The following is a 13674-nucleotide window of genomic DNA, read 5'->3' as shown; positions in this document are numbered from 1 at the left end:
GAACCGTGGGCAAGGTGGTCATGTACGGATCGGTGTCGGTGGACGGCTTCATCGCGGACGGGAACGACCAGCCCGGGCCGCTGTTCGACTGGTTGTCCGGCGGCGACGTTCCACTGGACGAGAGCGGCGCGCTGAAGGTGTCGCAGGTTTCCTTCGACTACACCCGGGCGTACTGGGACCAGATCGGGGCGACAATCGTCGGCCGCCACGTCTTTGACATGACCGACGGCTGGGACGGGAAGCCTCCGGGCGGGGTAGCCCACGTGGTAGTCGTGACGCACCGCCCGAGGCCCGAGGGGTGGGACCCCGAGGCTCCGTTTCACTTCGTCGACGGCGTCGAGGCAGCCGTGGCCAAGGCGCAGGAGCTCGCCGGTGAGCGCATCGTCGAGGTCTCCGCGGGCGACGTCGGCGGCCAGGTGCTTGCCGCGGGCCTGGTCGACGAGGTGCGCATGGATGTTGCACCCGTCGTGTTCGGGGCCGGCAGGCGCTACTTCGGGTCGGTCCACGCACAGCACCTGTTGGGGGATCCCGATGTGGTGATCCAGGGCAACCGGGTGCTTCACCTGCGCTTTTCGGTGCGCCGCTGACCGATCCGGGCGGGTACGCGAAGCAGACCACTGCGAACGCCGGCGCCAGATCGGACAACCGGCCGCGTTTCCGCACCGCTGCCCGGACCCTGTGCGCCGGCCGGCATCCAGCCAGCGATTACCCACCTCAACCGTGAATTGCCAGCAAGGGGCCCGGTTAAAGTTAAAAATTTGAGCACCGGCCGGACGATTCGGGGGAGGAATCGTGTATCCAACCGGTGCTCGCATCACTCGCACCTTCAAGAGGTAGTAACGACTCTAGGCGGCGACGCTATGGATTTGATGTGCCGGGCCATGGCGTTTGGTGTGAGAGGTCCGCGCGAGAGGTCAGCCCGCGACGCGCACCGTGATCCCGGTTCCCCACGGATCCTGGGTCGTCAGGGTGCCCTTGCCGAGCTCGTGCGGGATCTTGTGCGCAGTCAAACGGGAAGCGACGGCATCCAGTTCGGCGACATCGGCCACGTGGATGGAGACGGTGCGCAGACCCAGGGAGTCGGGGCGTTTGCCCGCCCCCGCCGAGGACCACGTGTTGACGGCAAGGTGGTGGTGGTAGCCGTTGGCCGCCAGGAAGATGGCCCCCTGCGACCGGGCAGTCACGGCAAATCCAAGTCCGTCCTCGTAGAACTCCTCGGCTTGCTGCAGGTCGCCGCCGCGCAGGTGCACGTGTCCCATGGACACGTCCTTGGCGCTGGCATTTGGCGTTCGGTTTCCCAGGTGCGTCGCGATGTAGGCGTTCGGGTCAAGGGCTGCCGACCCCATGGTCACGAGTCCGTCGTTCCACTCCCACGTGTCTTCAGGGGTATCGGCATAGAGTTCCACACCGTTCCCCTCGGGGTCGGCGAAATAGAATGCATGGCTGACCTTGTGGTCGCTGGAACCCTGGAACGAGTCCGGTTTCAGGGTCGCTGTGCGCAGCACGGCAGAGGCCAGCTCGGTCGCATCCGGGAACAGGAACGCGGAGTGGTAGAGCCCGGCCTGGGAATAGTCATCCGGCGCCGCATCGGGGGAACCGGCTGCGATCAGGCGGAAAAGTTCGGTGCCCTCGGTGCCCAGGATCACGTCATCCTCGTCGCTGCTGAGTGTGGTCAGGCCGACTCCCTCGGTGTAAAAGCGGTGAAGCCCCTCGAGATCCGACGTCACCAATTCGACGGGGCCCATCCGCAGACCGGGGCCCAGGGCGCTTGACGTGGGGCCTTGGACGGCCGCGGCGTTCGTGCCGCAGGCAGCGAGCGCGAAAGCGAGGACCGTAAGAACCACGGTGATCGCTCTTGGCTTGGGTCGCAGGCGGTCGGCACGGTGTGATGATTTTTTATCCACGGTCGGATTCCTGTTCGTTGCCGGAAAGAAATAAAGTTGACGAGTCAACTAAATTCTAGCCCATGGGATCCTCCCCCTGCGCGATCCGGGATCTACCGCCCGCACCCCGGTCTCGATCCGCTCGTGGGACGCACCGGCGATTTCCGCGAGACGGCCCCTTGGCTGCAGCGCCTTTGGTCGCCGGGTGCCCTCGCGATCCCCGGCCGGGGCGGCATTGGCTTGAAGCGGGGAAGATGCCGTTAAAGGTTTGAGCACCGGCCGGAAGATTCGGGGATTGAATCGGTTATCCAGCCGGTGCTCGCATCACTCGCACCTTCATGAGGTAGTAATGACTCTAGGGCCAGTGTCTATGGATTTGATGTGCCTATCCATGATGTTGGGTGTGAAGGCGGTGTTCATCGTGCCACCGGGCAATTGGCTTTTCACCCGCCCGGCGGCACACAGCTGGCCTGTATCAGCGCCGATGAATCGACTTGTAGCTCAGGTACGCGGCCAGCCCCTCGGGACCGTATTCGGTACCCAAGCCGGAGTCGTTCCGCCCGCCGAAGGGCGCGGCGTGGTTGGACGCAAAGAAGTTGATGCCAACGCTGCCGGTATCCATACGCTCGGCCGCTGCCTGCGCGGCATCGATGTCGGTGCCAAAGACGAGGCCGCCCAAACCGAACTCGGTGTTGTTCGCCAGCGAGAGGCCCTCATCGATCCCGTCGTAGCGCAGGATCGAGACCACCGGTCCGAAGATCTCCTCCCGGGAAATCCGCATGCCGGGCAACACGTCAGCAAACACCGTCGGGGCAATGAAGTAACCGGCATCCAGGTCGCCGCCCAGCTGCGCCTTGTGCCCGCCTGTGGTGGCGCGGGCACCCTCGGCCCGGCCCGACTCGATGTACTCGAGCACCGTCCGGTACTGGCTGGCAGTGGCCGAGGGGCCAAAGACCGTGGCGGGATCCAGCGGATCGCCCTGGGGAGCTGCGGCAATTGTGTTCGTCACCAGCTCCACGACCTCGTCGTAGCGCTCGGAAGGAGCCAGGATGCGCGTGGAGATGTAGCAGGTCTGCCCGGTGTTGCGCATGCAGGAGCGAATCAGGTTGTTCCCCATGGCGTCCAGGTCCGCGTCGGGCAGCACCAGCGCGCTGGACTTGCCGCCGAGTTCCAAGGTCACCGGTCGCAGCAGTTCCCCGCAGGCGGCGGCGATCTTGCGTCCCACGGGCGTGGATCCGGTGAACGCGACCTTGTTGACCTGGGGATGCCGCACCAGCGCATCGCCCAGGCGGCCGGATCCGGTGACCAGGTTTGCCACACCGGCCGGAACGCCGGCGGCGGCCAGCGCATCCATGATGATCCTGAATGACAACGGAGTGGGGGAGGCCGGCTTCATCACCATGGTGCACCCGGCCAGCAGCGCGGGAGCCAGCTTGATGACCATGAGGTTGATCGGGAAGTTCCACGGGGCAATCAACCCGCACACACCCACCGGATCCCGGCGCACCAGTGACTCGCCGGCACCATTGGGGAAGGGACGGATGTCCTCGGATTCGAGCAGCGGGGCCAGCGAGGCGAAATAGCGGAAGATGGATGCGGCGTTGGCCGCCGCGCCCTGGGTCTCGGAGACCGGGGAGCCGTTTTCCAGGGTGTTGGTCAGTGACAGTTCGGTGGTGCGGGCCTCGACCTGATCGGCGATGCGCAGCAACACCGCGGCGCGTTCGGACGGGGCCAGCCGCGGCCACGGACCCGTGTCGAAGGCCGCCCGTGCCGAGCGAACCGCCTTCTCGAGGTCTTCGGTGGTGCCGTCGGCGACCGAACCCCACACCGACCCGGTGGCCGGGTCAGTGACGTCGTTGTGGCCACCGCCGGTGGAGGGAATCCATTCGCCGTCGATGAAGTGGGTGTCGACATAGCGGTAGGGAAGGGAAAGCGCCTCACGAGCGGCCACTGCGCCGAGTTGCTCCCGGGTGCTCATCGGAGCACCGCCGTCTGCAGCAGGGCACGGGAGCGTTCCAGGTCCGTGGAGGCCATGTCCAGGGCAGCCTCGGTGATCAGCTCGGGGATGATCTCGGTTTCCAACCGGTCGGTATAGGCGGCGGGGTGCTGCGAGAACCAGCCGGCGGCCAGCGCGATGCCGGCGTGGTCGAAGCGCCAGAGCCGGTCGGCGTCGCGCATCAGCGCGTCCTCCAAGGAGTGGGCCACCGGGCGGGTGTCGTGCCCGTCGATGATGGCGCAGACCGCCTCGATGAATTCGGGCTCGTACCCCAGCGGAGGCAGCACACGGCGGGCCACATCGCAGCCCAGGCGTTCGTGTTCATAGCGGATGCCTGCCTTGCGCCAGTCGCCGCGGAAGCCCTCGGAGATGATCTTGGTTTCATCCACGTGTGCCCATCCGGTGTCGTGCAGCAGCGTTGCCACGAGCACCAGCTCGCGGTTCGCTTCCGGGTAGGCGTCACACAGGCGGCGGGCGAAGGCCAGCGAGATCGGCAGGTGGATGTCGTTGCCGCGCGCCCGGGTTTCCGGGACCACCGCGGCCCAGAGCGGCAGCAGGTCCGCTTCGAGGCCCGGGGTCAGGCAAATCGGTGTGGTGTCCACATTCCCGGGGGCGGGGATGGGACGTTGCGGGTAGGCCGCGGCAAAGGCGGCGCCTGGATCGGTGTCGGTGAGGGTGTTCATGGCGCGTGCGGCTCCTTGCGTCAGGGAGAGGATGTGGGGGAAGGCGGCTAGGCAATGAGGGTCTTGAGCATGGTGGCCGGATCGGCGGCCGCCACCGGGTCGATGGATTTGCCGGCGGCCAGGGCCTGCTTGACCGCCATGAAATCCAGCGGGGCGTTCACGGCGTCGGCAGCAATGATGCGCCCATTGCGGTAGTAAAGCACCGTGAACTTCCCCTTGTCGGGATCCTTGCGGATGACCGTGGAATCGAAGCCGGTGGACAGCCCGGCGATCTGCAGCTTCATGTCCGCCTGGTTGGACCAGAACCACGGGATGCCGGCGTATTCCTCGCTGCGTCCCATGAGCGAATAGGCGGCGACCTTGGCATGCTCGATGGCGTTGTTCACGCTCTCGAGGCGGATGCGCTCGCCCTTCGGCGCGCCTGGAACGGGGTTGGGCATGTTGGCCACGTCGCCGACGACGATGGTGGTGCCGTCGGAGGCGAGCGCCCCGGCGTCCACGACGATGCCGTTGTTGACTTCCAGCCCCAGGGCCTCGCCGAGCTCGGTGTTGGGGATGACCCCGATGCCGACCAGCACGATCTGCGCCGTGATCCCGGACCCGTCCGCCAGGCGCACGCCGTCCACGGTGCCGTGGCCGTCATCGAGGATCTGCTCGATGCGGGCGCCGATGCGGATGTCCAGGCCGCGCTTGCGGTGTTCGGTCAGGAAGTACTCGCTGGTTTCCTCGCCAACCGCCCGGCCCACCAGCCGTGGTCCGTATTCAAGCACCGTGACGCGCTTGCCCATGGAGGCCAGCGAGCTGGCGGCCTCCAGGCCGATAAAGCCGCCGCCGACCACGACCACGTCGGTGGTCGCAGGGGCCAGTTCCTTCAGCCGCAGCGCGTCGTCGGCGTTGCGCAGGTACACCACCCCGTCCAGTTCGGCGCCGGGTGCCTCGAGGTGGCGCGGTCGGGCTCCGACCGTCAGGGCCAGCCGGGCGTAGGGGTAGGTGCTGCCCGAGGCACCGTGGGCGATCCCGCTGCCGTCGGTGTTTGAGTCCACGGACTCGATCCGCTCGCCCTTGATGAGGGTGATGTTGTGTTCGATCCAGTAGTCGTTGGTGCGGAAGATCAAGGACTCGGAACCGACCTTGTCCTGCAGGAATTCCTTGGACAGGGCGGGGCGCTGGTAGGGGCGGTGGTCCTCGTCGCCCAGCAGCGTGATGTGTTCGGTGTAGCCCAGGGCACGCAGGGAAATAGCCAGTTGCACCCCGGACTGGGAGGCTCCGACGATCAACAATCCGGTGGCGGTCCCCGACTCCGGCGCGTCGGCGCCGGCAAGTGAGGGAACGGTGAGCGTTTCCATGTCCTAGACCTGCGTTTCGGGTGTGGTTACGTGAAGGTCCTGGCCCTCGGTCATGCGGAGCTGGCAGGAGAGCCGGGAATTGTCCTCGCGGTCCACGGCGGTGCCGTAGAGCATCTCGTCCTCCATCTCGCCCATGGGCTCCAGAGTCGGCAGGTCGGATTCGGCGACGAAGACGTGGCAGGTGGCGCAGGAGAGTGAGCCGCCGCATTCGGCGACGATGGCGGTGACGCCGTTGCGGACCGCGGTCTCCATGACCGAGTCCCCGGTGTTGGCGTTGATGGTGGTGGTGGCACCGGCTGCATCGGTGAAGTGGACTGTAGGCATGGCGATCGTTCTACCTTTCTAGATGAACTGGCGGCCACCGTCGACGACGAGCGTCTGACCGGTGATGAAGGAGGAGTCGGGGCCGGCCAGGAAGAGCGCGGCCCCCACGATGTCTTCGGGTTGGCTGGCCCGCTTGAGCGCGCCGCGGTCGACCCCGTAGCTTTCGGCGTTCTCCATCAGCCCAAAGCTTGCCTCGGTGAGGGTGAAGCCCGGGGCGATGGTGTTGACGGTGATCTCGCGCCGGCCCAGCTCCTTGGCCATGACCCGGCTCAGGGCGATGACCCCGCCCTTGGAGGCGACGTAGTGGGCCCACTGCTCGGACCCGGAGTAGACGGTGGCCGAGGCCATGTTGATGATGCGCGAGCCGGCGCCCAGGTGCGGGCTCAGGGCCCGGGCCATCATCCAGGGACCCTTGAGGTTCACCGCCATGACCCGGTCCCACTCGTCGAAGTCGATATCCTCGAAGGGCGAGCGGGTGACCGTGGCGTAGATGGCGGCGTTGTTGATGAGCACCTGGACCTGCCCGCCGGCGAAGCCCGCTACCCGGGCCGCAAGCGCGTCGGTGGAGGCGGGGCTGGTGACATCGACGCTGAAGGCCTCGGCGCGGCCGCCGGCGGCCCGGACCATTTCTGCGGTCTCGGCGGTGCCGGCCGGATCGATGTCCGCCGCGGCGACCGCATAGCCGCGCCGGGCGAATCCGAGGGCGAAGGCCCTGCCGAGGCCTCCTGCGGCGCCGGTGACCAAGACCGTGCCCGGCGGGGTGTGTGCTTCGGTGCTCATGTTCTGTACCGGGGGCCTTTCACTGGGGCGAATGCTGTGGAGTGGCGAATTAGGGGGAGGTGGTGGGCGGGGCCTTGGGTTGCCATGCCCACCACCGGACGTCCGGAACCGCTATGGGGGAGAGCGGTCCTAGACGTGCGAGTGGGAGTGCGCCCCGGGGCCGGTGACCACGGGAGCCTCCTCGAGGATCTCGACGGTGCCCTTGGTACCGTCCACGCGCAGCATCTGGCCGGTGCGGATGGTGGTGGAGGCGCTGCCGGTCCCGGTGACGGCCGGCAATCCGTATTCGCGGCAGACGATGGCCGCGTGGCTCATCATCCCGCCGATGTCCGTAACCGTGGCCTTGATCTTGCCGAAGATCGGGCCCCAGCTCGGAGCGGTGATCGGGGCGACCAGGATCTCGCCGGCCTGCACCTCCGAGAGGTCGTCGGCATGCATGACCACGCGGGCCATACCCTCCACCAGACCGGGGGATGCGGCCATGCCCTTGAGCACGCCCGACTCGGAATCCTCGTCCCCGCCCAGCCACTGCTGGACCTGTTCGGTGGTGATGCCCCAGAGCATCCGGGTGAACGGTTCGGTGATGGCCGAAGGCGGGGTGTTCAGGGCCGGGGCCGGGCGGGCGGTCTTCAACGCGTCGACGATGCCGCGGCGGCGCTCGATCTCCTGCGGCCACACCACGTTGCCGATCGGGTCGCCGGCGCCGATTCCCCACGAGGTGACCAGGTCGAAGAGCACGTCGCGGACTTCGTTGCGCCCGAGGTAGAGCATGTCCTCGGGTTCGTTCCAGAGGCCCTGGGCGTGGAGCATGCGGGACAGTTCGCGGACCTTGCGCCAGAACACGCCCATGGTCCAGTGCTCGATGTAGAAGTTGTGGTTTTCCACGTAGGGGTAGGCGGTGGCGGCCAGGGTGCGCTTGGCGTCGAAGGCCTCGCGGATTTCGGGATCCAGCAGGTCCCGGTACTCGGAGACGATGCGGTCCTTCTCGGCGATCAGCTTCTCGGTGGGGCGCATGATGTTCGCCCCGCCCTGCAGGCGGTGGATGTAGTCCGCGATAAAGCCCAGGGGGATCTCCTGGTGTTCGATCCAGTACTTGTCGTGCCCGTAGAAGCCGTTGCCGATGGTGAAGTTGAACCACGGGTCCTTGGCTTCCTCCCAGCGTGCCAGCCAGCGCTCGCCGGCGGGGGACGCCGCGATCGCGGCAAGGGTGGCGGCGGGATCGTCGGTGTTGGAGAACGCGCCGGCAAGGTCCAGTTCCACGGCAAGGGCGGCAAGTTCCTTGAGCTCGTCGTCGGGCCTGAACAGTTCCATGTCCACGCCCTGGACCATGGTGGCGATCGACTGGTCGGGGATGTTCGGGAAGACTTCCTTGCAGAAGTTGAAGAAGTCCAGGTAGGCAATGTAGCCCAGGTTCAGGAATTCGAAGTGGTACTGCCAGTTCTGGTAGCAGAGCTGGATCAGCCGGTCGTAGTTCTCCAGCAGCACCTCCGAGCCGTCCTTGGCCTTGCCGGAGAGGATGTCCGCCATCGGCACCATGTCGGGCAGGGCCTCAAATGTGAGGGTTTCCATTTCGGCGATGGTGCCCTTGACCTTCACGTGCCACTGTTCCAGGAGGGTATCCCAGTTGGCGAAGTAGTGGCCGATGCGTGCCTCGAATTCCGGGACACGGGCGGCGATCTGCTCGCTGGGCACCGGCAGCGGGGACATGTAGAGGTAGCCCAGGTGGATGCGGAAGTCGATACCGTTGGCGTTGGGGATCATCAGGTGGCGGGCGTTGTACTGGCCCAGGCACTTGACGGCGAATTCCCCGCCAATGGTTTCAAAGGGCTTGAAGACGGTGGGCCAGTGCTGCGAATCGCAGAACCAGAACTTCTCGTCTTCCTCCGCCTTCAGCGCGTCCTGGAACACCAGGTAGTACGGGTAGAGCTCCTCCCAACCCTCGGCGCCCGGAGGGACCTGGAGATCGGAAGGCTTGGGAAAGGATTTCATGCTCATGGTGGTGGATGCCTTTCAAAAGATGCTGCTGCGGAGTTGGGGAAAAGCGACAAACGATGGAGGTCGGAGCAACGCGGCTAGGACGCGGAGTTCAACAACGAGGAGGTGATCGAGGAGAAGTTGAAGCCCGAGCCCAGCCCGAGCGAGGAGGCGTAGCCGCTGCCGGTCGGCTTCACGGTGGCCTTGGAAGAATGCACGGTCTCCGGGCGGGATTGGAGCAGCAGCAGGTTTTCGCCTTCGGGCAGATCCGCATCCAGCGCCCACTCGATGTCCTGCGGGCAGCCGTAATGCTTCTCGGCGCGCTTGGCCAGCTGGGCCACCAGGGCGAGGTCCGCGTCGGACAGGCAGCGCACCGCGCGGCGCTCGTCGCTGACCTCGACCTCCACCAGGGAGTTGGTGGCAGGATCCGGGATGAGCTCGGCGTGCTTGGCCCCGATGTGTTCGGTGATGACGGCCAGGGTGACCTTGTCCAGCTGGATGTTGTCGGGGGTGACTGTTCCCGAGACGACCATCTCGCCGACCCCGTAGGAGGCATCGATGGTGATCTTGGAGCGGTCTCCGTTGGTGGGATCCAGGGTCATGGCCACGCCGGAAGCAGCGGAGTTGACCATCTTCTGAACGACCACCGCCATGGACAGGCCCTCGTCGGGAATGTTGTTCTTCAGCCGGTAAAGGATGGCCCGGGAAGTGTAGAGCGAGGCCCAGCAGGCGCGGATGTGTTCGGTGACCGAGGCGTAGCCGTTGAGCCAGAGGTAGGTGTCCTGCTGCCCGGCGAAAGAGGCGTCGGGCAGGTCCTCCGCGGTGGCCGAGGAACGCACCGCCAGGGGCACCTCCCGGGCGAAGTTCGCCTGCAACGAGGCGTAAGCGTCCTTGGTGAATTCGCGCAGGGCGGAGGGCACCGGGCGCTGGGTGATCATCTTGCGGATCGTGGCGCTGGCGGCGTCCACTGCTTTGACGTCCTCTGGGTCGAGGCCAGCCAGTATGGTGTTGATTTCAGCAGTGATGCCGCCTTCCATGAAGGCGTCGAACGCCGCGGTGGTGACGACGAATCCGGGCGGAACCGGCATTCCGGCGGCGGTCATGGTCACCAGCGAGGCGCCCTTGCCGCCGAGGTTTTCCAGCTTCGGTTCGGAGCCGCCGTTGAAGAACTCGATGAAGTCGTTGTTACTCATGCCTGGGCTTCCTTCCAGCTCACGTTGACGTATTCGGGGACGCGGAAAGACAGGTTCTTGCGGAACTCGATGCCTTCTCCGTCGATGAGCTCCAGGCTCGGGATCCTGGAAGTCAGTTCCTCCAGGGCGATCTTGGCCTGCAGCTTGGCGAGCATGTTGCCCAGGCAGTAGTGGATGCCGAAGCCGAAGGAGAGGTGCTCGCGGGCGTTGGGCCGGGCGATGTCGAAGGCCTCGGGATCCTGGAAACGGTTCTCGTCGCGGTTGGCCGCACCCATCAGCAACAACAGCTCGGCTCCCTCGGGGATCTTGACCCCGGCGACCTCGGTGTCCTTCAGGGCCTTGCGGCGCCAACCGACGATGGATCCGGAGTAGCGCAGCACCTCGTCGATAGCCGCGGAGATGGCCTTGGGGTTATGCACCACCTGTTCCCAGGCCTCGCGGTGGGACAGCAGCACACGCACGCAATTGGAGATCAGCGTGGTGGTGGTTTCGTGGCCGGCGAAAAGCAGCGAGTAGAGCAGCGAGGCGATCTCATGGTCGGTGATTTCCGCGCCCTCGGACTGGGCCTTGACCAGGTCGGCGGTGAGGTTGTCCCCACCGTGCTCGTGGGCGTGGGCCACGAGGCGCAGGCACTCGGCCCAATACTCGACGAGGTTGTGGGCGTGCGGGATCTGTTCCTCGTCGCTGAGGTCTCCCCAAGTCATGGCGGCCCGGGAATCGCTCCAGCGCTTGTAGGTGTCGACCTGGGAGGTATCGGCGCCGATGAGGGTGAGGATCGTGATGGTCGGGATGGCATAGGCCAGGTCCTTGACGATGTCACCGGTGCCGGATTCGCGGGCCGACATGACCTCGATCGAATCGATGACATTGGCGCGGATGGAGGGTTCCAGGGCCTTGAAACGGCGCGGGGTGAAGGCCTTTTGCGCGATCGCCCGGATGCGGGTGTGCTCCGGCGGACGGCGGGCCGAGAGCCCGGAGTAGGTGGTGAATCCGCCGTCGTTCATGATCTTGGTGGCCTGCGGGCCGCGCTTGCGCACGGGGGCCTGGGCGTTTTCCGAGGAGAAGGTTTCCCAGTCTTCGAAGACGGCCTTGACGTCGTCGTAGCGGGTGACCACGTAGAGACCGACGCGTTCGTCGAACATCACGGGTTGTTCGTTGCGGAGGTTCGTGTAGGAGGGAAACGGGTTTTCCATGGTGAACGGTTCATAGCCGTGGTGGTCGGCCGGTGCCGCGGCACCGTGACCCATGGGGCACACCCCCGCTGCGACGTTGTTGCTGGACATGGAACTGACTCCTTGAGGAAGGAAGATCGGGGTTGCGCCGCCCGATTGTGGGCTGCGAAACTTTCATTGCCTCAAGTGTTACCCACGACACACGCAAAGCGTGTGGATAGTTTCCCACTCAGTGGAAGACAGTTCAGTGCTGGGGGTCGATGGGCGGCAGCGGGGCGCCTCCGGTGACGCTGCCCAAGAGGGTTTCCAGCGGGATGTGTGCCGTTGCGGCCTCGATGCGCTGGGATACACCCCTGAGCACGGGCAGGTGCCTGGTCATGGTGCCGGCATTGGATGATGAGACCACCAGACCGATCGAGCAACCCAGGCGACCGGTGTGGAAAACGGGCACGGCAATCGAGCACGAGCCCAGGATGACCTCCTCCTGGGTCGTGGCGTAGCCCCGTTCCCGCACCTGGGCCAGCTCGGCACGCAGGCGGGTCGGATTGATGTGGGTGTGCCCGGTGACCGTGGCCAGCGGGCGCCCGAGATAGGCATCGGTGACCCAATCCTCGGAGTACGCGAGGATCACCTTGCCCACCGCGGTGGCATGGAGCGGCAACCGTCCGCCGACCCGCGAGGCGCGCGGCACCCGCTTGGAGCCGTAGACCCGGTCGATGTACAGGGCCATGTTGCCGTCCCGCACGGCGAGCTGGCTGGTCTCCCCGGTCAGGGAGAAGAGGTCCTGGACGAAGGGGCGGGCGGTGTCGCGCAGTTGGCGCCCCGCATTCTGGGCAATGGCCCACAGTCGCAGCCCCAGTTGGATCCCGCCGTTGGGCCCGCGGCTCAGCATGCCCCAATCGACCAACTCGCCCACCAGACGATGGGTGGTGCTCAGCGGCACGCCCGAGGCTTCGGCGATTTCGGTCAGGCTCAGTGCCCGCCGCGAGGTTTCAAAGACTTCCATGATGGCAAGGACCTTGGAAGTCACGGTGCTTCCGGGCACGCGGTTTCCACCGGCCATCGTTGGGCCCCCTTCCTTCAGCTGCACGTATCCGCCGTGCATCCTTGAGTGTAGGCGAGCACCGGCCGAGGATGCCGAACGGATATGGGAATGGGGGAGTGTCTTCAGGCGCCCGGGCGCAGTTCCCGGCTTCGGGGCCAAAGGTTCGCCTGTTCCAGCGCGATCAACCCACGGGCCATGACGGTGGCTTCGGGAGTGAAGAGCTTTCCAAGCACCCGTGAGGAGCAGAGGCGCAGGGCCTGTCCGCGATGCAGCCCAAACCAGTCCATGACGGTGTCGAGACCATGTGGGGTCAGCCGCCAAAGCTTGTCGGCGTCCTTGACGATTTCGTCGTCGGGGTTCAGCGCATGGGTGCGGGAGTCGTGCCCGTCGATGATCGTCGCGACTTGTTCGATCACCAGTGAATCCACGCCGAGGGACTCGAGGATCTCCGAGGACAGACGGGCACCTTCCTTCTCGTGCTGCAGGACCAGTTCCGGACGCCCCCCGCCGGGGGCGATGGCGGCGAGCACAAGGCCTGGTTCGACTTGGGACCAGCCAATGTCATGCAACATCATGGCCGGCAGCACCACTCCCGGTTCTGCCTGTGGGCGTGCATCGAGCAACGAGGCGGCAAGGGACAGGGATAGGAGGGTATGGGCATCGTTGTCCCGCACGGCCAGCAGGGACCGGGCCCGTCCCCAGATTTCACCCAGAAGCGGATGGGTCTCGAAAAGGTCGGGCATCGGCGGTGGGATGTGCTTGGAGGTGTCCAGGCCGAAGTGGTTGGCCTGTGGATGCACTTTGATCATGGGCACATACTTGCACCTGCACCCGTTTTTCCCAAGGGTTGTTTTCGCGTCGGTGGATATCACTGATTAATGCCGGACGTGGGAATTATGGAGTGCCCGGACTCGGCATGTTCATCCTGGTCTTCGATCCGACAAACAGGGAACGGGGCTTTCCCAGGCGGCTGCGACCGTCTCCAATGGGACTACGGGGTACGTCTCCCGGGGCGTCGGTCTGCGCGGACGGAGCCAACGGACGGCCAACTCATCCGCGTTCCGAAGGAACTGTTCGAGCGACTCCGGCACGCGGCGCAGCCGGACCGCTGTCGGTGAGCGTCCATAGTCCACATGACCGTTAAAGAGGTGAGCACCGGCCGGAAGATTATGGGGGGATTCTTCCGACCGGTGCTCTCATCACTCGCACCTTCAAGTGGCAACTACGACTCTAGGCAATCATTCTGGATATTCCATGGGCAACGGCATCGCGTTTCAT

The 13674-nt window shown here is 65.7% G+C and carries 12 protein-coding genes; 1 reads left to right on the top strand and 11 read right to left on the bottom strand.

The genetic code is table 11. From position 1 onward, the window contains the following. The first annotated feature begins 5 nt into the window (after positions 1 to 5). A complete protein-coding gene (locus BLJ79_RS08295) occupies positions 6 to 587 on the top strand; it encodes a dihydrofolate reductase family protein (RefSeq protein WP_071214518.1) in 582 nt (193 codons plus the stop codon). 327 nt (positions 588 to 914) lie between these two features. Here BLJ79_RS08295 and BLJ79_RS08290 read toward each other — a convergent pair whose 3' ends face one another. The 11 genes from BLJ79_RS08290 to BLJ79_RS08240 all read right to left on the bottom strand — a co-directional run bounded on the left by BLJ79_RS08290 (position 915) and on the right by BLJ79_RS08240 (position 13205). Beyond that, positions 915 to 1904, bottom strand: coding sequence for a VOC family protein (locus BLJ79_RS08290; RefSeq protein WP_139194779.1), 990 nt, complete (start codon positions 1902 to 1904; stop codon positions 915 to 917). A gap of 454 nt (positions 1905 to 2358) precedes the next feature. After that, on the bottom strand, positions 2359 to 3861 hold the full coding sequence (locus BLJ79_RS08285; protein WP_071214228.1) for an aldehyde dehydrogenase family protein: 1503 nt from the start codon (positions 3859 to 3861) through the stop codon (positions 2359 to 2361). Further along, positions 3858 to 4562: an HD domain-containing protein gene (locus BLJ79_RS08280; protein WP_071214227.1), complete on the bottom strand. Its 705-nt coding sequence runs from the start codon at positions 4560 to 4562 to the stop codon at positions 3858 to 3860. Before BLJ79_RS08280 ends, BLJ79_RS08285 begins: the two co-directional genes overlap by 4 nt. A 47-nt stretch (positions 4563 to 4609) precedes the next feature. Beyond that, positions 4610 to 5908 (bottom strand): NAD(P)/FAD-dependent oxidoreductase, encoded by a 1299-nt coding sequence (locus BLJ79_RS08275; protein WP_071214226.1) that lies wholly within the window; start codon positions 5906 to 5908, stop codon positions 4610 to 4612. A gap of 3 nt (positions 5909 to 5911) precedes the next feature. Continuing rightward, positions 5912 to 6232 carry a 2Fe-2S iron-sulfur cluster-binding protein gene (locus BLJ79_RS08270; RefSeq protein WP_071214225.1) on the bottom strand — a complete coding sequence of 107 codons (321 nt, stop codon included), beginning with the start codon at positions 6230 to 6232 and terminating at the stop codon, positions 5912 to 5914. An 18-nt stretch (positions 6233 to 6250) separates the two neighbouring features. Beyond that, positions 6251 to 7012: an SDR family NAD(P)-dependent oxidoreductase gene (locus BLJ79_RS08265; RefSeq protein WP_071214224.1), complete on the bottom strand. Its 762-nt coding sequence runs from the start codon at positions 7010 to 7012 to the stop codon at positions 6251 to 6253. Positions 7013 to 7141: 129 nt separating this feature from the next. Continuing rightward, positions 7142 to 9007 (bottom strand): PEP-utilizing enzyme, encoded by a 1866-nt coding sequence (locus tag BLJ79_RS08260; protein ID WP_071214223.1) that lies wholly within the window; start codon positions 9005 to 9007, stop codon positions 7142 to 7144. Positions 9008 to 9084: 77 nt separating this feature from the next. After that, positions 9085 to 10179, bottom strand: a complete 1095-nt coding sequence (locus tag BLJ79_RS08255; RefSeq protein ID WP_071214222.1) for a PEP/pyruvate-binding domain-containing protein — start codon at positions 10177 to 10179, stop codon at positions 9085 to 9087. After that, on the bottom strand, positions 10176 to 11462 hold the full coding sequence (locus BLJ79_RS08250) for a cytochrome P450 (protein ID WP_071214221.1): 1287 nt from the start codon (positions 11460 to 11462) through the stop codon (positions 10176 to 10178). The genes BLJ79_RS08255 and BLJ79_RS08250 overlap by 4 nt, the downstream gene beginning before the upstream one ends. Before the next feature lie 133 nt (positions 11463 to 11595). Next, positions 11596 to 12414: an IclR family transcriptional regulator gene (locus BLJ79_RS08245; protein ID WP_071214220.1), complete on the bottom strand. Its 819-nt coding sequence runs from the start codon at positions 12412 to 12414 to the stop codon at positions 11596 to 11598. A gap of 104 nt (positions 12415 to 12518) precedes the next feature. Beyond that, the gene (locus BLJ79_RS08240; protein ID WP_083411113.1) at positions 12519 to 13205 is read right to left on the bottom strand and encodes an HD domain-containing protein; all 687 of its coding nucleotides are present in this window, start codon (positions 13203 to 13205) and stop codon (positions 12519 to 12521) included. Positions 13206 to 13674: the final 469 nt, after the last annotated feature.

The organism is Arthrobacter sp. UCD-GKA (assembly GCF_001863355.1).
Classification (GTDB): domain Bacteria; phylum Actinomycetota; class Actinomycetes; order Actinomycetales; family Micrococcaceae; genus Paeniglutamicibacter.
This window is presented reverse-complemented; position numbering and strand designations above follow the sequence as displayed.